Raw genomic sequence first — 19,142 nt, forward strand, 5'->3', positions numbered from 1 at the left:
ATCGCAGGCGGGGCTGCTCCCAAGCGGGCGCCGGACCCTCGCGCTCGGACCCGCCTGCCCGAGGACCTTGATGTCTGACCAGAACCCGAACGACCTGTCCCAGGGCGCCGTGCCCCCCGCCGAATTCGTCGACGCCTACGGCGCGGAGTCGATCCGCGTGCTCAAGGGCCTGGATGCCGTGCGCAAGCGCCCCGGCATGTATATCGGCGACACCGACGACGGCTCGGGCCTGCACCACATGGTCTACGAGGTGGTGGACAACGCCATCGACGAGGCCCTGGGGGGCCATGCCGACCTCGTGACCGTGACGCTGAACGCCGACGGCTCCTGCACGGTCTCGGACAACGGCCGCGGCATCCCGGTGGACATCCACAAGGAGGAGGGCGTCTCGGCGGCCGAGGTCATCATGACCCAGCTCCACGCCGGCGGGAAGTTCGACCAGAATTCCTACAAGGTCTCGGGCGGCCTGCACGGCGTCGGCGTCTCGGTCGTCAACGCCCTGTCGCAGTGGCTGCGCCTGCGCATCTGGCGCAACGACAAGGAGCACACGATGGAGTTCCGCCACGGCGACGCCGTGGCCCCGCTCAAGGTCCTCGGCCCCGGCAACGGGCGGAAGGGGACGGAGGTCAGCTTCCTGCCCTCCACCGACACCTTCACGATGATCGAGTTCGACTTCGCGACGCTGGAGAAGCGCCTGCGCGAGCTCGCCTTCCTCAATTCCGGCGTCCGGATCGTGCTGACCGACGCGCGCCACCCCGAGCACCGGCGCGAAGAGCTGTACTACGAGGGCGGGATCGAGGCGTTCGTGCGCTACCTCGACCGCTCGCGCAAGCCGATCGAGGGCGTGTCCAAGCCCGTCATGGTGCGCTCGGAGCGCGACGGCATCCGCGTCGAGGTGGCGTTCTGGTGGAACGACTCGTTCAACGAGACGGTGCTGCCCTTCACCAACAACATCCCGCAGCGCGACGGCGGCACCCACATGGCGGGGTTCCGCGCCGCGCTGACCCGCCAGATCACCGGCTACGCGGAATCGTCGGGCATCGCCAAGCGCGAGAAGATCACCCTCACCGGCGAGGATTGCCGCGAGGGCCTGACCGCGGTGATCTCGGTGCAGGTGCCGGACCCGAAGTTCTCGTCGCAGACCAAGGACAAGCTCGTCTCCTCCGAGGTGCGCCCGGCGGTGGAGAACGTGCTGAACGAGGGCCTGTCGAACTGGCTGGAGGAGAACCCGTCCCAGGCCCGGTCGGTGATGGGCAAGGTGATCCTGGCGGCCTCGGCCCGCGAGGCCGCGCGCAAGGCGCGCGAGACCGTGACCCGCAAGGGCGCGCTCGACATCGCCTCGCTGCCGGGCAAGCTCGCCGACTGCCAGGAGCGCGACCCGAGCAAGTGCGAGATCCTGCTGGTCGAGGGCGACTCGGCCGGCGGCTCGGCCAAGCAGGGCCGCGACCGCACCTTCCAGGCGGTGCTGCCGCTGCGGGGCAAGATCCTCAACGTCGAGCGCGTGCGCGCCGACCGGATGCTCGGCTCGGCCGAGATCGGCACGCTGATCACCGCGCTCGGGGCCGGGATCGGGCGGTCCTCGACCGACCGCGAGGGCTTCAACCCGGACAAGCTGCGCTACCACCGCATCATCATCATGACCGACGCGGACGTGGACGGCTCGCACATCCGCACCCTGCTCCTGACCTTCTTCTTCCGGCAGATGCCGGAGCTGATCGAGCGCGGCCACCTCTACATCGCCCAGCCGCCGCTCTACAAAGCCGAGCGCGGGCGCAAGGCGCTCTACCTCAAGGACGAGCGCGCCCTCGAGGACTACCTGATCGACCAGGGCGTCGAGGGCGCGACCCTGACGCTGGCCTCGGGCGCGGCCTTCGGCGGCCCGCAGCTCAAGACGCTGGTCGAGGAGGCCCGCACCTTCCGCGGCATCCTGCTCGGCCTGCACACCCGCTACGACCGCTCGGTGGTCGAGCAGGCGGTGCTGGCCGGCGCCTTCCGGCCGGAGGCGGCCGAGCACGCGGGCGAGGCCGAGGTCCTGGCCGACGTGACGGCCAGGCGCCTCGACGCCATCGCCGACGACATCGAGCAGGGCTGGCAGGGCGAGGCGTCGGAGGGCGGCTACGTCTTCGGGCGCACGCTGCGCGGCGTGCGCCAGGTCGCGACGCTCGATGCCGGCCTCATCGCCTCGCAGGAGGCGCGCCGCCTCGCCGACCGCGCCGACGCGCTCCGCGAGATCTACGGCGAGCCGGTCACCTTCTCGCGCAAGGGCGAATCGACGGTCCTGCACGGGCCGGTCGCGCTGTTCGAGGCGGTGATGGCGTTCGGCCGGAAGGGGCTCCAGCTCCAGCGCTACAAGGGCCTGGGCGAGATGACCGCGCAGCAGCTGTGGGAGACGACGCTCGACCGCGACATCCGCTCGCTGCTCCAGGTCAAGGTCAAGGACACCACCGACGCCGACGACCTGTTCGTCAAGCTGATGGGCGACGTGGTCGAGCCCCGGCGCGAGTTCATCCAGGAGAACGCGCTCAGCGTGGCCAACCTCGACGTGTGATCCGTCGGTGCGAGACGCGTCCGGCCGACGGCCGGACGACGCTCCCACAGACCTCGGTGTCCGCCGTATCGGATGTCAGGACAGCCCGTTCGCGCCGAGAGCCCGGCGCATGTCCAGCTTGTCGCGGATCCCGTACTCCGCGAGGGCGGCGAGCCGGTCGCGCTCGGACAGCGCGGCGGGCGCCGTCGGATCCTGCGTCATCAGCCGTGCTCCGGGGGTTCGGGGGCCGAAGGCGCGGTGCCGATGATCCGGCGCAGGACCCGGCCGACCTGCGCGGCCGAGTAGGGCTTGTGCAGCAGCTCGAAGCCGTGGCTGTCCTCGCGGGCGAGCACGTGGCTGTAGCCCGAGGCTAGCACCACCGGCAGGGCCGGGATGCGGAGGCGCAACGCCTTGGCGAGCTCGATGCCGCCCATGCCGGGCATGACGACGTCGGAGAAGACGGCCCGGAAGCCGGCCCCGTCCGTCCCGAGGCGCGCGAGCGCCTCCTCCGCGTTGACCACCCATTCGGGCGCGTAACCGAGGTCCTCGAGGATCTGCGAGCAGAAGGCGCCGACCTCGAGGTTGTCCTCCACGAGCAGGATGCGCTGGCCCAGCCCCGCCGGCGACAGGGCGGCGTCGGGGTCGGCGACGGCGACCTCGACCGCTTCCGACGAGACCTCGGGCAGGTAGAGGGTGAAGGTCGTGCCCCGGCCGATCTCGCTCGTCACGTCGACGTCGCCGCCGGACTGCTTGGCGAAGCCGAACACCTGGGAGAGCCCGAGCCCCGTGCCGCGCCCGATGTCCTTGGTGGTGAAGAACGGCTCGAAGATGCGCCCGAGCACGTCGAGGGGAATGCCCGAGCCGGTGTCGGCGAGCGAGACCGCTGCGAACGGCCCGCGCGAGCCGGCATGGCCCCGGATCGTCGGCATGGCCTGCCCGGCCGCCACCCGCATCGTCAGCGTCCCGCTGCCGTCCATCGCGTCGCGGGCGTTGACGGCGATGTTCACCAGGGCCGTCTCGAACTGGTTGAGGTCGGCGCGCACCAGGGCCGGCCTGTCCGACGCCTCGACCCGGACGCGGATGCGCGCGCCGGTGATGGTGTCGAGCATCTCGGCCACGCCGTTCAGGCACGCCCCAACCTCGAACACCTCCGGCTTGAGGGATTGCCGGCGCGCGAAGGCCAGGAGCTGCCCGGTGAGCTTGGCGGCGCGGTCGACCGTGTCGGAGACGGCGTCCATGTAGCGCTTGCGCCGGTCCTCCGGCAGGTCCGGCCGGCGCAGGAAGTCGACGGACGAGCGGATGATGGTCAGCAGGTTGTTGAAGTCGTGCGCCACGCCGCCGGTCAGCTGGCCGACCGCCTCGAGCTTCTGCGATTGCCGGAGGTCCTGCTCCATCCGCTCGCGCTCGGCCGCCTCGGCGAGGAGCCGGGCGTTCGCCGCAGCTAGCTCGGCGGTGCGGGCCGCCACCTGGCTTTCGAGGAGGGCCCCCGCCTCGCGGAGGAGGGCGGCCTGCGCCTCCAGCTCCGCGTGGAGCGCCACCACGCCCCGGTTGGTGTCGGACAGCTCCCGGTTCAGGCGCTGGGCTTCCTCCTCGCGTTCGGCGAGCTCGGCGAGGCTGCGCAGGAGCTCGCGGTTCTGCTCGCGCATGGCGGTCGCCGGCTCGTCCGTCCGGGCCCGGGCGACGTCGTCGGCCAGAATGGTCAGCCGGCGCCCCGTGAAGGTCTCGGAGCCGAACGGCAGCCGCATCCCGAACGTCACCATCGTGCCGTGGTCGACGACGGATTCGATCTCGAAGCGGTTCATCAGCCGGCGCGATCCGGTGATGCCGATGCCGAGCCCGGTGGTCGAGCGGTAGCGCCCCTCCAGGATGGCATCGAGATGCAGGATGCCGGGCCCCGCGTCGCGGACGCGGATCAGCAGGATCTGGCCGCCCTCCACCGCGTCGAGGCCGTACTCGACCCGCCCGCCGCCGGCGTAGCCGTAGGCGTTGCGCGCGATCTCGGACAGGGCCGTGGCGATCCGGGTCTGGTCCTGGACGCCGAAGCCGAGGCGCTCGGCCAGCCCGCGCACCCGCTGGCGCACCGCGATGATGTCGTCCTCGTGCTCGACCAGGCTCGAGAGCAGCGGCCACCTCATGCCGGGTCCCCCCGCACGACCAGCACGGTGGCGTCGTCGCGGGCGCGGGCGAAGTCGCGCAGGATGACCCCGGCCACGAGGGTCGGGTGGGCGCCGGCGAGGCCCGGATGGGCGTCGAGGGACCAGCCCGTCGCGATGCCGTCGGAGCAGAGCACGAACAGGTCCCGCGCATGCATCGGGTACTCGAACTCCTGGATCCGCCGGGCCGCGTGGCCGGCCGTCCCGGCCAGGCTGACCGTCCGCTTCATCGCCGCGCCGGAGACCACCGCCCCGGCGACGTTGCCGATGCCGGCCAGCGCGAGGGTGGCGCGATCCCGGGCGTAGCGCGCGACGGAGATCGCGCCGCCGCGGGTGTGGGAGAGGCCCGCGTGGATGGCGGCGAGGATCGCCGCGGGCGGCTCGTCGCGATGGCGCCGGAACAGCTTGAGGGCCTCCTCGGACGCCTTGGCGGCCTCCGGCCCGTGGCCGAGGCCGTCCGACACGATGGCGGTCCAGCCGTCGTCGCGCTCGCGCACGGCGTAGGCGTCGCCGTTGGCGGTCTCGCCCTTCAGCGGCACCGTCACCGCGCCGAAGCCGGGCACGCCGTCCGGGGTGCGCGTCTTGTCGATCGACAGGCGCGCCAGCACCGAGGTGCCGAGGCCGGGCCGGGAGACGATGTCGAAGGCGTCGGAGAGGCGACGCACCGCGCCGAGCCCCTCGCCGGCGCTGCCGCCGGTGGAATGGCCGTCGCGCAGGGCGAGGCCGAGATCCTGGAAACCGTTGCCCTTGTCGAGGGCGAGGATCTCGACCCCCGAGCCGGTCCCGTCCTCGTAGGTGCCCACCAGGACCTCGCCCGGCACGCCGTACTTGACGACGTTGGTGGCGAGCTCGGTGACGACCAGGGCCACGCGTCCGGCCGCGGTCTCGTCAAAGCCGATGCCCTGCGCCACGGCGACGGCGCGCCGCCGCGCCTCGGCCACCTGGCTCGCTTCCGTCACGGTGATCCGGTGCATGCTCACTTCCACCGCGCGATCGTCACGCGGGTGCCGGCTCCGGGGGTCGACGCGATGTGGAACTCGTTCGAGAGCCGCTTGGCGCCGCCGAGACCGAGGCCGAGCCCGCCGCCGGAAGTGTAGTGGTCGGTCATCGCCTGATCGATGTCGGCAATGCCGGGGCCCTGATCCTCGAAGGTCAGGCGCAGGCCCCGGCGCGTCCCGGCCTGGACAATCTCCGCGTGGACGTGGCCGCCCCCGCCGTAGTCGAGGGTGTTGCGCGCGAGCTCGCTCGCGGCGGTGACGATCTTGGTCTGGTCGACGAGCCCGAGGCCGATCTCGACGGCGAGCGCGCGGACCCGCTGGCGCACCCGCACGACGTCGTCGCCCGAGCGGATCGCGAGGGTCTCGGCCTTCGGGGGCTCAGCCTTCGTGGCCTTCACGGTCGCCCCCGCAGCCGTCCTCCTCCTCGGCGAGCCGCGCCTGGATCAGCGCCATGCCGCGCTCGACGTTGAGGGCGGTCTTGATGCCGGTCAGCTCCAGCCCGAGTTCGACCAGGGTGATGGCGACAGCCGGCCGCATGCCGGCCACGACCGTCTCCGCGTCGAGGACGCGCGAGACGGCGGCGATGCTCACCAGCATGCGCCCGATGAAGGAATCGACGATCTCCAGCGCCGAGATCTCGAGCAGGACGCCGCGTGCGCCGGTGCGCGCGATCATCGCGGTGAGGTCCTCCTCCAGCGCGAGAGCGAGGCGGTCGTGCATGTCGACCTGGATGGTGACGATGAGGGCGCCACCCAGCTTGAGGATCGGAATGCGGTCCATGGCGTCAGCCGCGTCCCTCGATGGAGGCCTGCTGGCGCACCACCTTGCGGCCGGTCCGCCTCAGGGCGACGGCGAAGGCGTCGGCCAGGGTCGCCTTCGAGACGACGTTCAGCTCGACGCCGAGATGGACCATGGTCTGGGCGATCTGGGGCCGGATGCCGGAGACGATGCAGTCGGCGCCCATCAGCCGCGCCGCCGCGACGGTCTTCAGCAGGTGCTGCGCCACCAGGGTGTCGACGGTCGGCACGCCGGTGATGTCGATGATGGCGATCTCGGCCTCCTCGTCGACGATCGCCTGGAGCAGGTTCTCCATCACGACGCCGGTCCGGGCGCTGTCGAGGGTGCCGATGAGCGGCAGCGCGAGGATGCCGTCCCAGAGCCGGACCACCGGGGTCGAGAGCTCGGCGATCTCCTGCCCCTGGCGCCCGATCACCTCCTCGCGGCTGGCCAGGAACACCTCCATGGTGTGCAGGCCGAGCCGATCGAGCACCCTGCTCGCGGCCCGGGTCCCCGCCGCCAGCGTCGCCGCGTCCGTCGCGTGGGCCTTCTCGAGGGCCTCGAAGACCGGCGGCTTGAGGGAATACACGAAGTTGGCCGTGTCGGTCGGCGTGAAGCCCTGGATCGCCCGCGAGCGCGAGATGTCGGCGAGGGTGTCGCGGAGCTGGGCGAAGCCCTCCGCGTCGGCGTCGAGCCCGCCCGCGGCGAAAGCGTCCCGAAGCTGGCGATAGACCGCCCTGGCCTGGGTCTGGAGCTCGGCCTCGCGGATGCGGCCGCTCTGCAGGGATGTCCCCTCCCGGAGGGACAGGGTCCAGGCATCGAGGATGGCGGCCTCGTCGTCCGCGAGCGTCCGCTTCAGGACCTCGGCGCCATCGATACGCGTCATGTCTTCCCCCTGTCGTGATCCAGCATCTACCTGGGTCGTGACCGTTTCGATAGGCTGCATCGCCGCCAAGTCCGGTCTCTCTCGCGACAATGCTTGCATTCGGATCAGTGAAAAGAAAGATTTCCCACGCCCGGAACCATCATCGGCCCGGACCGTCCTCGCGCGCCGCGAGACGGATGCGGCGAGGCGCCGCCCGGATTTGAGGTGCTGCGTGACTTTGAAGAACTTGGCCAAGCTCTTGGCCAAGCGCTTGGCAGAGCCGGAGAAATCGCGTCGGCGACGACGTCCGGCCGGCGTGGAGGAGACGGCTCTCATGGTCGGGCGCCAGCGTCCGGGCGGACGGCGGCTTGCCCGTGGAACCCGGTGACGCCTCGGACGAAGCGGAGACCGACGGCGCGCTGCGCGGCCCGCCGGTCGAGGGCGGCCTCCGACCCGTCAGGGCGTCGGATCGGCCGCCGCGACGGCGTCGTCGAGCTTCCGCAACAGCGTGCAGAGCTGCTCGGAGGGCGGCGGCGTCGGCAAGGCCTCGTACATCGCGCGCAACGTGCGGCCGAGATGCCGCTCGGTCGCGTTCACGGGCGAGGCGTAGAGCCAACGACTCTCGAAGAAGGGCACGGTCGTCTCGCTTTCGGCGTCGGGCAGGGCTGCGTCCCGGCGACCCTGCCCGATCGACGGATTCGATCCGGCGTCGCGGCAGCCCCCGACATCAGACTTAGCCAAGCGTGCTCGTCGCCCGGAGTTCCCGTCACGGGTTCGATGACAGGCATGCGTCCGATCGATGCTTGCGCCATCTTGATGAGCCGAGCCTTCAGGCTAGACCCGACTTGGCCGAGACGCGCAGGATCCGGGCGCCGACGCTCGCGTCCCGGCGTCCGGCCGGACCTCCGATCACTCGGCCGCGCGGAGCGGGCGCTCGCCGACCTCGGCCTGCGCGGCCTCGCGCTCGGCGGCTTCGAGGAAGGCGTGCGCCTCCGAGCGGCGCTCGAAGACGTGCGGGGCGAGGCCGCGGCGGCTCAGGGCCTCCTGCATCTTCAGGCGCAGGAAGGCGCTCGTCGCGTAGCGCGTCGTCGTGAGGTAGTGGTACTTCGACAGGTACTCGATCATCTCGGCGTAGTCGTCGTAGAGGTTCTCGCCGATGCGGAACCCGTCGTGGTTGACCACCGAGTTCACCCGCTGCCCGGCCTTCAGGCAGGCGGTCTCGAGCACCTGACGCAGCGCGTCGATGTCGCCCTTCGAGCGGACTTGCCAGCCTTCGAGGTTGACGAACAGCAGGTTGCGCGCCGGGTCGTAGCTCACCCGGTCGGGCAGGTTGAGGTTCAGGAGGTCGGCGAGCAACTCCATTGGCTCGTCGCGGAAGATGCGCGGGTCCATCGGGATCGGGTTCTCGATCACCGGCGTGAAGTCCATGTGGGCGAGGATGTCGCGGCCGATGTCGATGCCCGGCGCCACCTCGATCAGCTCCAGCCCGGCCTGGGTCAGGTTGAAGACGCAGCGTTCCGTCACGTAGAGCACCGGCTGCCGCCGCTCCTGCGCGAACGGCCCGCTGAAGGTGTTCTGCTCGACGGATCCGACGAACTTGCGCGAGCGGCCCTCCTGCACGATCCGCAGGCGTCCCTCGTCGATCTCGGTGACGAGGCCGCCGGAGGTGAAGGTGCCGGCGAACACCACCTTGCGCGCGTTCTGCGAAATGTTGATGAAGCCGCCGCAGCCGTTGAGCCGCCCGCCGAAGCGGCTGGTGTTGACGTTGCCGGCGCCGTCGCACTCGGCCATGCCGAGGCAGGTCATGTCGAGGCCGCCGCCGTCGTAGAAGTCGAACATCTGGTTCTGGTCGATGATCGAGTCGGCGTTGGTGGCCGCGCCGAAGCTCGAGCCGGAGGCGAGCACGCCGCCCACGGCGCCGGCTTCTGTCGTCAGGGTGATGTAGGGGGTGACCTTCTCCTCGTTGGCGATCGAGGAGATGCCTTCGGGCGCGCCGACGCCGAGGTTGACCACGCCGTTCGGCGGCAGCTCGAATGCGGCGCGGCGGGCGATGATCTTGCGCGCGTCGAGCGTCATCCGCTTCAGGCCGGTGACCGGCACGCGGATCTCGCCGGCGAGCGCCGCGTCGTGCTGCACGCCGTAGTTCATGCGGTGCTGCTCGGGCGGCGCCACCACGACGCAATCGACCAGGATGCCCGGCACGCGCACGTCCTTGGGCTTGATCGAGCCCTGCTCGACGATGCGCTCGACCTGCGCGATGACGATGCCGCCGTTGTTGCGGGCGGCCATCGCCTGGGCGAGGTTGTCCAGCGTCAGCGCCTCCTTGGAGACGCAGAGGTTGCCCGACGGGTCGGCGCTGGTGGCGCGGATGAAGGCGACGTCGATCTTGGTGGCCCGGTAGAACAGCCACTCCTCGCCCTCGACCTCCACGACCTTGACGATCTCGTCGGTCGTCAGGGTGTTCACGCGGCCGCCGCCGTGGCGCGGGTCGACGTAGGTGTGGAGGCCGACCTTCGAGAACAGGCCGGGCTGGCCGGCGGCGCAGGCCCGGTAGAGCTGCGAGATCACCCCTTGCGGCAGGTTGTAGCCGCGGATGCGGTTGTCCTGCGCGGCCTGCGCCACCTTGGGCATCCGCCCGAAGTTCGCCGCGATCACCCGCCCGAGCAGGCCCTCGTGGTGGAGGCGCCCGGTGCCGAGGCCTTTGCTGTCGCCGGCGCCGGCGGTCATGATCAGGGTGAGGTTGCCGGGCGCGCCGGTCTCGACGAAGCGCTTCTCCAGGGCCGCGTGCAGCGCCTCGGGGATGCAGCTCTGCACGAAGCCCGTCGTCGTGACGACGTCGTCGGTGCGGATGAGGGCGATCGCCTCGTCGGCGCTGACGATCTTGTTCTTCTTCACGCGACTCTCCCTGCCGACGACCGTTCCGGTCTTGCGGCCACTGCCTTGCGGCACCTGTTGGCTCAGGCTCTATTCTTGACGGACCGCGACGGCATGGCTGCGCGGGACCGCTCGGGGGGAGGTTAGGGCAAGCCAAGGCTGCCCTGCAAACGAACATTATTTGTCGCGACGTTGAAATTAACTCGTTCTTCCACGCGCAGAATATTGAATTCAGATCCTGCGCCTTCGGCATCCCGCGGCGCTTCCGCACGCGCGCGGCTCACTGGTCAGCCGGCCGGCGCCGTGTCATGGGCTGAAGCCGTGACCGATGATCCCCACGCCCTCCGCGCCGCAGAAGCAGCCAGCCTCGGCTGGTCCGGCTTCTTCGAGGACCAGTGCGAGGCCGCCGATGCCGGCTTCGCGCCGATGCGGATCGCCCTGGTCCACCGCTCCCGGCTGACGGCGCTGTCGGCGGCCGGCCCCGTCGAGCTGATCCTGCCGGTCCACGCCAGCACCGGCGACGTCACCGTCGGCGACTGGGTCCTGGCCGATCCGCGGACGCTGACCCTGCACCGCCGATTGTCGCGGAGGACCGTGCTGCAGAGGCGCACCGAGGGCGGCAAGGTCCCGCAGGCCGCGGCCGCCAACGTCGACACCCTGTTCGTCGTCACCTCGTGCAACGCCGACTTCAACCCGGCCCGCCTGGAGCGCTACCTCGCCCTGGCCAACCAGGGCGGCACCGACCCGGTGATCCTGCTGACCAAGGCCGACCTGACCGACGACGTCGAGGCCTACCGCCGGCAGGCCGCCGCCCTCCAGCGCGGGCTGTCGGTGGTCGGCGTCAACCCGCGCCGCCCGGACGCCGCGGCGGCGCTGGCGCCCTGGTGCGGGCCCGGGCAGACCGTCGCGCTGGTCGGCTCGTCCGGCGTCGGCAAGTCGACGCTCGTCAACACCCTGGCCGGGCCCGGCCAGGACGCGCCGCAGGAGACCGGCGCGATCCGGGAGCACGACGCCAAGGGGCGCCACACCACGACGGGCCGCTCGCTGCACGCGATGGCCGGGGGCGGCTGGGTGATCGACACGCCGGGGATGCGCACGCTCCACGTCAGCGACGCCGCGGAGGGGATCGACACGCTGTTCGCCGAGATCACCGAGCGCGCGCCCGACTGCCGGTTCCGCGACTGCACCCACGCGCACGAGCCGGGCTGCGCGGTGCAGGCCGCCATCGCCGACGGAACCCTCGACCCCGACCGCCTGGACCGCTGGCGCAAGCTCGTCGCGGAGAATCGCGACAAGACCCCGGCCACGGCGCCGCGGCGCCCGCGCAGGCACTGAGCGCTCGACCGGTATTCGCCGGCTCTTGACCGGGTCGTCCGGCGCGGATCGACTGTCCTTTCGCGCGCCGTCACCGGACCGTCACGCACGCGACCTATCCGAAGGCGTTCGAAGTCCGATCGCCGTCGAGATCCGTCATGTCCGATTCTGCCCGCCTGACACCGCACCTGTCGGGCGCCGAACCGAGGCGGCGCCCGGGTCCGACGCTCGATCGCGGCCTGCATCCGGGCGGGATCGTCGCGTTCCTGCTGATCCTGGTGGCGGGCCTGGTCTACGCCGGCGTCAGCCTGATCACCGACATGAACGCGGTCGGCCAGACGCCGCTGGCGATCGGCGCCTTCGTGCTCCTCGGCCTCGCCCTGCTGATCGCGCTGGCCTTCGAGTTCGTGAACGGCTTCCACGACACCGCCAACGCGGTGGCGACCGTGATCTACACCCACTCGATGCCGCCGCTCGTGGCGGTGATCTGGTCCGGCGCCTTCAATTTCCTCGGCGTGATGCTGTCCTCGGGCGCGGTGGCCTACGCCATCGTCACGCTGCTGCCGGTGGAGCTGATCCTGCAGGTCGGGTCGGGCGCCGGCTACGCGATGATCTTCGCGCTGCTCATCGCCGCGATCGTCTGGAACCTCGGCACCTGGGCCTTCGGCCTGCCGAACTCCTCGTCGCACGCGCTGATCGGCTCGGTGATCGGCGTCGGGCTGGCCAACCAGCTGATGGCGCCGGAAGGCTCCGCGACCTCGGGCGTCGACTGGGCCCAGGCGCTCGGCGTGTTCAAGGCGCTGCTGTTCAGCCCGCTCATTGGCTTCGTCGCGGCGGCCCTCCTGCTGCTGGCGCTCAAGCTCACCGTGCGGCGCAAGGACCTCTACGAGGCGCCCGAGGGCGACACGCCGCCCCCGCTCTGGATCCGTTCGCTGCTGATCCTGACCTGCACGCTGGTCTCGTTCTTCCACGGCGGCAACGACGGCCAGAAGGGCATGGGCCTCATCATGCTGATCCTGATCGGCGCGGCGCCCACCGCCTACGCCCTGAACCGCACCATGGCCGACGACACGACGCCGGCCTTCATCCAGACCTCGCAGAGCGCCAGCGCGGTGTTCGCGAGCCACGCCGGGACGACGGCCCAGCCCGACGCGGCGGCCGCCCGCAAGCAGGTCTCGGACGCGCTCAAGACCAAGGACCTGAACCAGCCGGCGGTCTACGGCGCGCTCGCGGCCCTCTCCACCGACATCGCCGCCAACGTGCGGAACTACGGTGCGATCAAGCAGGTGCCGGCGGCGCAGACCTCGAACCTGCGCAACGACATGTACCTCGCCGCCGACGCGATCCGGCTGCTGCCGAAGAACGGCGCCAGCTTCTCGGAGGCCGAGGCCGGCACGCTGAAGGCCTATACCGGCCTGCTCAACGACGGCACGCGCTACATCCCGACCTGGGTGAAGGTCTGCGTCGCGCTGGCGCTGGGCCTGGGCACCATGGTCGGCTGGAAGCGGATCGTGGTCACGGTCGGCGAGAGGATCGGCAAGACCCACCTGACCTACGCGCAGGGCGCCTCGGCCGAGCTCGTCGCCGCCGGCACGATCGGGCTGGCCGAGGTCTACGGCCTGCCCGTCTCGACCACCCACATCCTGTCCTCGGGCGTCGCCGGCACCATGGCGGCCAACGGCTCCGGGCTGCAGATGTCGACGGTGCGCAACATGGCGCTGGCTTGGGTGTTGACCCTGCCGGCGGCGATCACCCTGGCGGGCGTCCTGTTCTTCATCCTCCGCCACGTCTTCTGAGGCCAACGCCTTTCAAAGCCTGCGCATGTCCCGCTCGTCGCCCCGGGATCGCCCGCGGCGATCACCCGGACGCGTCTGACCGGATCGTGCGCCCGGCCGGGCGAGGGCGCGCGCGGTCGGGTTTCAGGGGCGGCGCCTTGCATGCCGACGGCCGGCTCCACGGCCTCGGCGGGGCTGCAAACCCGGTCGATGTCGGCTAGGCCGGGACCGATCCGGCCTCCTCGGCCGGGCGTTCGCGAGCCGCGGCCCAGCATGCCTTCCACCTCCTCGATCGCTCGCCTGATCCTGGTGCTCGCGGCCGCGGGCTTCTCCAGCACCTTCGCGTGGCGCTCGGTCGAGCCGCTGGTCGGCGTGCTGGCGCGCGACCTGCGCAGCGACGCCCACACCGTGGCGCTGCTCTCGACCGCCTTCGCGCTGCCCTACGCGCTGATCCAGCCGATCCTCGGGCCGGTGGGCGACGCGGTCGGCAAGGAGCGGGTCATCACCGCGTGCCTCGCGGTGCTGGTGGCGGCGCTGGTCGGCTGCGCCTTCGCCGAAGACCTGCGCCTGCTCTTCGGCCTGCGGATGGTGGCGGGCGCCGCGGCCGGCGGGGTGATCCCGCTGGCGCTCGCCCTGATGGGCGACCGGGTGCCGATGGAGCGCCGCCAGGTGGCGATCGGCCGCTTCCTCGTCGCGGTGATCCTCGGGCAGCTCTCGGGCTCGACCTTCGCCGGGCTGATCGAGGGGCAGGTCGGCTGGCACGGCGTGTTCGCGATCAACGCCGCGGTCGCCGTGCTCGGCTGCGCCGCGACCCTGCTCGGGTTCGACCGGAGCAGCCGCCTCCCGGCGCGACGGCCGGAATTCGGGCTGGCGCTGACGCGCTATCGCGCGATCGTGGCCAACCCGCGCGCGCGGGTGCTGTTCGCGGCGGTGTTCGTCGAGGCGATCGCGGTGTTCGGCATCTTCCCGCACCTCGCGCCGCTGATCGAGGCGCGCGGCGAGGGCGGCCCGCGCGAGGCCGGGCTGGCGCTCGCCGGCTTCGCCGTCGGCGGGCTGATCTACTCCGCCCTCGTCGGCCTGCTGGTCCGGTTCCTCGGGATGCAGCGGATGCTGGTCGGCGGCGGCCTCGTCTGCGCCGGTGCCCTGACCATGATCGGCCTCGCGGGGCGCTGGCAGCTCGACGCGGCCGCCCTCGTCGCGATGGGGCTCGGCTTCTACATGCTGCACAACACGTTTCAGGTGCAGGTGACCGAGGTCGCCCCGACCGCCCGCGCCTCGGCGGTGGCGCTCCACGCCTTCTCGTTCTTCTGCGGGCAGGCGCTCGGCGTCGCCGTGCTCGGCGTCGCGCTCCAGGGCATCGGCCAGCTCGCGGCGCTCGCCGCCTGCGCCGTCACGATCCTCGCCGTCGGGATCGCGACCGCCGTGCTGCTGGCAAGGCCGGCGGGGCAGGGCGCAGAGTAGGTCTCTTCGCGAATCCGCTCGGTTTCGACGCCCACGCGCGCCTTCCCTCCCCCTCTGCGGGGGAGGGAAAGAGCGCCACGTCACGCCGGCACGCGCGGCCGCGCCCGTGCCGCCACGGTGCGCGAGGCCGTCTCGCGCAGGGCCTGCTCGATGGCGGCGTTGGCGCGGCCGCGCAGCAGCTTGGTCGCCTCCGCCTCGTCGAACGTGTCGGGGAAGCGCCGGGCCAGCCAGAGGTAGGCGGCGGCGAGCTTGACCGTGCGTTCGAGGTACTCGAGCTCGCCGCCGACGTTGGCCCTCAGAGCCGGGACGGCGGCGCCGGCCGCGCGGGCCTGGACCCAGCGGTCGAGCACCGCGGTCGAGGCCGGGTCGCGCCGGTCGATCGGGCAGACCGCGAAGGCGAAGGCCTCGCGGATCGGCAGGTGCGCCGTGTCGACCGCGCGCGCCGCCTCCAGCGCCTCCTCCATCGCGGAGGGCTGGAACGGGGACCCCTCGTAGAACGTCGCGCGGGAAAAATGCGTCAGCACCTCGGCGAGCGAGTCGGTGCCGAGTTCGGCCGCCGCCGCCTCGATCGCGATCAGGTCCGGCCGGACGTAGAACCGGGTGTCGGCGGCGGGCGCCGTCGGCGCGCCGGCCAGCGCATCGCGGATCGGGCCGAGGCTCACGTCGTCGGTGGCCGAGACGTGGCCCTCGTCCTGATAGCCGAAGCGCCCGGCCCGGCCGGCGATCTGGCGGATCTCGGGGTTGGTGAGCGGGCGGGTCGCCGTGCCGTCCCACTTGGTGACCGCCGAGAAGATCACCCGCTTGAGCGGTCCGAGGTTCAGGCCCATGCCGATCGCGTCGGTGGTGACCAGCACCTCGGCCTCGGCGTCGCGGAACCGTGCCGCTTCCGCCCGGCGCACCTCCGGCGAGAGCGCGCCGTAGATGGTGGCGACGCTGCGCCCGGCCGCCACCAGCGCCTCGCGGTTCTCGTGCACGGCCCGCCGCGAGAAGGCGACGACGGCATCCCCCGGCTGCACGGATTCGAGGGGCACGGGCTCGTCGAGCGCCACCAGCGGGGTCTTGCGCACGAAGGTCACGACGTCGAGCGATTCGCCCGCGGCCTCCGCCGCGCGGCGGACATGCGAGAGCGCGTCGTCCGAGCCGCAGACGATCACGGTCTTCGCCGGGATCCCGAACAGCGCGTTAGTCCAGGCCCAGCCGCGATCGGGGTCGGACAGCATCTGGATCTCGTCGATCACCGCGACCTCGACCGGGCGGCGCAGGTCCGCGGTCTCGATGGTGCGCGCGGTGTGGCTCGGGTCCGGCTCCCCCAGAATCTCCTCGCCGGTGACCATGCCGGCGCGCAGGCCCCGCTCGAGCAGGGCCTCGTAGTTCTCCAGCGCGAGCAGGCGCAAGGGCGCGAGGTAGGTCCCGGTCGGCGCCTTTGCCAGCACTTCCAGCGCCGTGTAGGTCTTGCCGGAATTGGTCGGGCCCATGTGGAAGACGATGCGCCGGTTCAGCCGGCGGGCGGGCACGAACTTGTCGATGTAGGAGCCGAACCCGACCCGGTCGCGCAGGCGGCGACGGCCGGATTCCTCGCGCGCCACCACCTTCGCCCGCGTCCGCACCGTCTTCAGGGTGTCGAGGATCGCGTGAGCGAGGTTCGGCGCGGGCGTGAAGACGCGAGCGCGCAGCGACCGGTCGAGATGGGCGATGTAGGTCGGCGCGTCCGCCCCGATCTCGTGGAGGTCGTCCCGGATCTGGTCGCGCAGGCGCGCGACCGTGCGGTGGAGCGTGCGCGCCGAGGCCGCCGACGTCTCGGCCAGCGCCCGGCGCAGGTCGTCGAGGCGCCAGGCCGGATCGTTGCCGAGCGCCATCTCCTCCAGGATCTCGGCCGCCGCCTCGCCCGGCGGCGCGTCGAGGCGCAGGTCGAGGCGGCCGTCGTCGAGGAGCGGCAGGCCGACCCGGAGCCGCCAGGCGAGGGCGCCGTCCCGCCCCGGCTCGGCCCGGAGCGCCGGCAGGGCGAGCCGCAAGGCCGCGACGCCGGTCTGCGAGAAGGCCTGGCGCGCCGTCCCGTCGCGGAGCGCCGCGGCGACGGCGGAATCCTCCACGAAGCCGTCCTGCTCGGGCAGGCCCATCCGGACGCGCAGGGCCTCGCGGTCGATCGCGGCCGCCGCGATCCCGAGCCGGTGCAGGGCGTCGGCCAGGATGTCGGTCGTCGGGTGGATGCGCTTGCGAGTCATGCCCTACCTTCTCGGCCGCGACGCGCCGGATCAAGCACGCCGGCAGGTTCTCAACGGTTGCGGACGAGCCAGCGGGCGATGCGGGGGCGGAGCGGCAGGAACCCGCGATAGGCGATCTCGGCGAGCGGCAGCACGACCGGGAGCCGCGCGATCCGCGCGAGCCAGCGCCAGCGCGGCAGCGCGCTCCACAGCCGGGCGAAGCCCGCCGCCCCCGACCGGAGCCGGCCGTCGGCGTCGCGGACATGGAAGCGGGCGCGGGCCGCCGCACGGTCGAGGTCCGGCCCGAGGGGAGCGCCGTCCGGCGCCACGTCGACGAAGGCGATGCGCTCGGCCCCGCGGCAGCGGCGATAATGCCCGATCTCCGCCCGGCAGAGCGGGCAGGCTCCGTCGTAGTAGACGGTCAGCGTCTCGTCGGGCACGGGATGGTCCTCTTGGCGACCCCCGGGAGATAGGGGGGCAGGGCCCACGCGGCAGCGCGGCCGGACGCCGCTGGGCCGGTCGCACGCCCGGGCCGCAAAGCCCTCGCGCCTCATTAGCGACCGGCGTCGCAGATCCCTCCAAGGGGCCGGGTCGAAGCGGGAGTCCCTTCCCCCAGAGGGAGCCGCGCGGCGCTGGCCACGACCCATTCGAAGACGTTCGACGCCGTGCGATCCGAACCCCCATCGGCAAGCTCAGCCGCAGCCGCAGCCCTATCGGCGGTCGTAGGGATCGTAGGGCGCGAGCGCATCCCCGAGCGCCTTGGCGGCCGGATCGCGCCGGAGATCGAGCTCCCGGTCGAGGGCGCGCACGAAGCGCTCGCGGCCGGCTTCCAGCTCGCGGCCGAGGCCGCCGAAGGCCTCGGCGACCTCGACATGGGGCGGCCCGTCGGTGACGAGGTAGTCGATCCCGCAATCCGGCTCGGCCGGGCGCCCGGCAGGGCGGAGCCAGTAGCAGATGCGGACGCGGGTGAACGGCTCGCCCGCGCGTCGCTCGACCCGGGCGGGCGCCAGCCGAAAGCTGTCTGGCCGGGCCCGCTCGGCATAGGCGAGGCTCTGGCCGACGGTGACGAAGCCCTGCGTGCGGTGCCCGCGCACCAGCGCCATCGCCCGCGCGTCGGAGAGGTCCGCCGGCTGCGCCTGGGCGCCCGCGAGCGAGGCGAGGCCGAGGGCCGCTGTCAGAAAAGCCCGCCGCGCCGCCCGCAGCGACGGCCTCGCGGGCCGGCCGGCCTCGTCCGGCGTTGCAGCGCGGCTGGGCTTCACCATGTCTTGCTCCGATCCCGCTTCGCGTGCGTGAAGCCCGATGCTGCAGGAGCCTGTACCGTGCCGCGCTACTTCTTCAACACACGGATCGGCGACGACTGGGTGACGGACCCGGACGGCGCCGACCTGCCCGATGCCGACGCCGCCTGGGAGGCCGCCCGCGACACCATCCTGGCGGCGCTGCGCGCCGGCCAAGCGCGTGAGGCGCGGGACCAGGCCCGGCTGATGACGGCCCACCTCGTCGTCACCGATGCCGCGGGCGAGATCGTGCTGGAATTCCCCTTCGCCGAGGCGGTCGAGATCGACCCGGACCCCGGCGCGACGTTGCACTGACCGCGACACGCGGCATCGACCTCAGCGCTCGGCGCTTCGCTTGCGCAGGGGCCGCGTCAGGCGGGTGCCGGCCGCGACGAAGCCGGTGGCGGCGCAGAAGGCTTCGAGGTCCGGCCGGTCCGGCGGCAGCACCATCTCCAGCCCGTCGCATCCGGCGGTGCGCGCGGCCTGCGCCGCCGCCTTGAGCAGCAGGCGCCCGAGCCCGCGCCGGCGGTCGTCGGGCGCGACGAGGAGCGTCGTGATCTGCGCGGTCGGCTCGGCGACGAGGGTGCGGTACCAGTGCAGCACGACGAGGCCGCCCGGCGGCCCCCACTCGACCGCGACGAGGGCCGCGCCGTCGCGGCCGCGCAGGGCCTCGATCCGCTCGGCGAGGTCGCGGACCGCGATCGCCGGGCCGCCCGAGCCGATCAGCGCGGCGAGCCCCGGCGCGTCGGCGGCGCTGGCCGCCCGAATCTCCAGCCCGTACCGAGCGCTCAAGCCCCACCCCCGCTCATCCCGACCATCGTCATCCCGTCGCTTTCCCGCCGCCGATCGATGCGCGCGCCGCATCGATCCATCCAGCCTTTGAGTTGGACGCCGCGCCGGGGACGCTCCTAACCTGAGAT

The 19,142-nt window shown here is 72.3% G+C and carries 17 protein-coding genes; 5 read left to right on the forward strand and 12 right to left on the reverse strand.

What is annotated here, in order from left to right:
- The first annotated feature begins 70 nt into the window (after window positions 1–70).
- Window positions 71–2,548: a DNA topoisomerase (ATP-hydrolyzing) subunit B gene (gene gyrB, locus FV227_RS08315; RefSeq protein ID WP_187274726.1), complete on the forward strand. Its 2,478-nt coding sequence runs from the start codon at window positions 71–73 to the stop codon at window positions 2,546–2,548.
- Window positions 2,549–2,623: 75 nt separating this feature from the next.
- Here the strand turns inward: gyrB and FV227_RS30295 are convergent, their stop codons facing one another.
- From FV227_RS30295 to FV227_RS08350, 8 genes are all read right to left on the reverse strand, one after another.
- The gene (locus FV227_RS30295) at window positions 2,624–2,749 is read right to left on the reverse strand and encodes a hypothetical protein (protein ID WP_281406260.1); all 126 of its coding nucleotides are present in this window, start codon (window positions 2,747–2,749) and stop codon (window positions 2,624–2,626) included.
- The gene (locus tag FV227_RS08320) at window positions 2,749–4,662 is read right to left on the reverse strand and encodes an ATP-binding protein (RefSeq protein ID WP_147725691.1); all 1,914 of its coding nucleotides are present in this window, start codon (window positions 4,660–4,662) and stop codon (window positions 2,749–2,751) included. Before FV227_RS08320 ends, FV227_RS30295 begins: the two co-directional genes overlap by 1 nt.
- On the reverse strand, window positions 4,659–5,654 hold the full coding sequence (locus tag FV227_RS08325) for an ATP-binding protein (RefSeq protein WP_147725692.1): 996 nt from the start codon (window positions 5,652–5,654) through the stop codon (window positions 4,659–4,661). The genes FV227_RS08320 and FV227_RS08325 overlap by 4 nt, the downstream gene beginning before the upstream one ends.
- Window positions 5,655–5,656: 2 nt before the next feature.
- Window positions 5,657–6,076 (reverse strand): anti-sigma regulatory factor, encoded by a 420-nt coding sequence (locus FV227_RS08330; RefSeq protein WP_147725693.1) that lies wholly within the window; start codon window positions 6,074–6,076, stop codon window positions 5,657–5,659.
- Complete coding sequence (locus FV227_RS08335; RefSeq protein ID WP_147725694.1) at window positions 6,057–6,458, reverse strand: STAS domain-containing protein; 402 nt, start codon at window positions 6,456–6,458, stop codon at window positions 6,057–6,059. The genes FV227_RS08330 and FV227_RS08335 overlap by 20 nt, the downstream gene beginning before the upstream one ends.
- A 4-nt stretch (window positions 6,459–6,462) precedes the next feature.
- A complete protein-coding gene (locus FV227_RS08340; protein WP_147725695.1) occupies window positions 6,463–7,341 on the reverse strand; it encodes an STAS domain-containing protein in 879 nt (292 codons plus the stop codon).
- 435 nt (window positions 7,342–7,776) lie between these two features.
- Window positions 7,777–8,061, reverse strand: a complete 285-nt coding sequence (locus FV227_RS08345; protein ID WP_147858714.1) for a hypothetical protein — start codon at window positions 8,059–8,061, stop codon at window positions 7,777–7,779.
- A gap of 168 nt (window positions 8,062–8,229) precedes the next feature.
- A complete protein-coding gene (locus FV227_RS08350; protein ID WP_147725697.1) occupies window positions 8,230–10,215 on the reverse strand; it encodes a malonate decarboxylase subunit alpha in 1,986 nt (661 codons plus the stop codon).
- Window positions 10,216–10,515: 300 nt separating this feature from the next.
- Between FV227_RS08350 and rsgA the strand changes: the two genes are divergently transcribed.
- From rsgA to FV227_RS08365, 3 genes are all read left to right on the forward strand, one after another.
- On the forward strand, window positions 10,516–11,529 hold the full coding sequence (rsgA, locus tag FV227_RS08355; protein WP_243938970.1) for a ribosome small subunit-dependent GTPase A: 1,014 nt from the start codon (window positions 10,516–10,518) through the stop codon (window positions 11,527–11,529).
- Between the two features lie 137 nt (window positions 11,530–11,666).
- Window positions 11,667–13,304, forward strand: a complete 1,638-nt coding sequence (locus FV227_RS08360; protein WP_147858715.1) for an inorganic phosphate transporter — start codon at window positions 11,667–11,669, stop codon at window positions 13,302–13,304.
- Between the two features lie 252 nt (window positions 13,305–13,556).
- Window positions 13,557–14,744 (forward strand): MFS transporter, encoded by a 1,188-nt coding sequence (locus tag FV227_RS08365; protein WP_147858716.1) that lies wholly within the window; start codon window positions 13,557–13,559, stop codon window positions 14,742–14,744.
- A gap of 80 nt (window positions 14,745–14,824) precedes the next feature.
- Here FV227_RS08365 and FV227_RS08370 read toward each other — a convergent pair whose 3' ends face one another.
- The 3 genes from FV227_RS08370 to FV227_RS08380 all read right to left on the reverse strand — a co-directional run bounded on the left by FV227_RS08370 (window position 14,825) and on the right by FV227_RS08380 (window position 18,207).
- The gene (locus FV227_RS08370; protein ID WP_147858717.1) at window positions 14,825–16,966 is read right to left on the reverse strand and encodes a helicase-related protein; all 2,142 of its coding nucleotides are present in this window, start codon (window positions 16,964–16,966) and stop codon (window positions 14,825–14,827) included.
- Window positions 16,967–17,016: 50 nt separating this feature from the next.
- Window positions 17,017–17,385: a DUF393 domain-containing protein gene (locus FV227_RS08375; protein ID WP_246686404.1), complete on the reverse strand. Its 369-nt coding sequence runs from the start codon at window positions 17,383–17,385 to the stop codon at window positions 17,017–17,019.
- 270 nt (window positions 17,386–17,655) lie between these two features.
- Window positions 17,656–18,207 carry a hypothetical protein gene (locus FV227_RS08380; RefSeq protein ID WP_243939006.1) on the reverse strand — a complete coding sequence of 184 codons (552 nt, stop codon included), beginning with the start codon at window positions 18,205–18,207 and terminating at the stop codon, window positions 17,656–17,658.
- A 57-nt stretch (window positions 18,208–18,264) separates the two neighbouring features.
- Here FV227_RS08380 and FV227_RS08385 point away from each other — a divergent pair, with 57 nt between their 5' ends.
- Entirely contained in the window at window positions 18,265–18,537 is a 273-nt protein-coding gene (locus FV227_RS08385; protein WP_147858719.1) for a hypothetical protein, read from the forward strand.
- Window positions 18,538–18,558: 21 nt separating this feature from the next.
- On the opposite strand, the gene FV227_RS08390 is transcribed toward FV227_RS08385, so the two are convergent.
- Window positions 18,559–19,014, reverse strand: a complete 456-nt coding sequence (locus tag FV227_RS08390) for a GNAT family N-acetyltransferase (protein WP_147858720.1) — start codon at window positions 19,012–19,014, stop codon at window positions 18,559–18,561.
- Window positions 19,015–19,142: the final 128 nt, after the last annotated feature.

The sequence above is a fragment of the Methylobacterium sp. WL119 genome (genome assembly GCF_008039875.1).
In the GTDB taxonomy this organism is placed as follows: Bacteria; Pseudomonadota; Alphaproteobacteria; order Rhizobiales; family Beijerinckiaceae; genus Methylobacterium.

Excerpts from the sequence above, each read along its gene's own strand:
- gyrB (WP_187274726.1), top strand. The coding sequence starts at position 71 with ATGTCTGACCAGAACCCGAACGACCTGTCCCAGGGCGCCGTGCCCCCC.
- FV227_RS30295 (WP_281406260.1), bottom strand. The coding sequence starts at position 2,749 with ATGACGCAGGATCCGACGGCGCCCGCCGCGCTGTCCGAGCGCGACCGG.
- FV227_RS08320 (WP_147725691.1), bottom strand. The coding sequence starts at position 4,662 with ATGAGGTGGCCGCTGCTCTCGAGCCTGGTCGAGCACGAGGACGACATC.
- FV227_RS08325 (WP_147725692.1), bottom strand. The coding sequence starts at position 5,654 with ATGCACCGGATCACCGTGACGGAAGCGAGCCAGGTGGCCGAGGCGCGG.
- FV227_RS08335 (WP_147725694.1), bottom strand. The coding sequence starts at position 6,458 with ATGGACCGCATTCCGATCCTCAAGCTGGGTGGCGCCCTCATCGTCACC.
- FV227_RS08340 (WP_147725695.1), bottom strand. The coding sequence starts at position 7,341 with ATGACGCGTATCGATGGCGCCGAGGTCCTGAAGCGGACGCTCGCGGAC.
- FV227_RS08360 (WP_147858715.1), top strand. The coding sequence starts at position 11,667 with ATGTCCGATTCTGCCCGCCTGACACCGCACCTGTCGGGCGCCGAACCG.
- FV227_RS08365 (WP_147858716.1), top strand. The coding sequence starts at position 13,557 with ATGCCTTCCACCTCCTCGATCGCTCGCCTGATCCTGGTGCTCGCGGCC.
- FV227_RS08370 (WP_147858717.1), bottom strand. The coding sequence starts at position 16,966 with ATGACTCGCAAGCGCATCCACCCGACGACCGACATCCTGGCCGACGCC.
- FV227_RS08380 (WP_243939006.1), bottom strand. The coding sequence starts at position 18,207 with ATGGTGAAGCCCAGCCGCGCTGCAACGCCGGACGAGGCCGGCCGGCCC.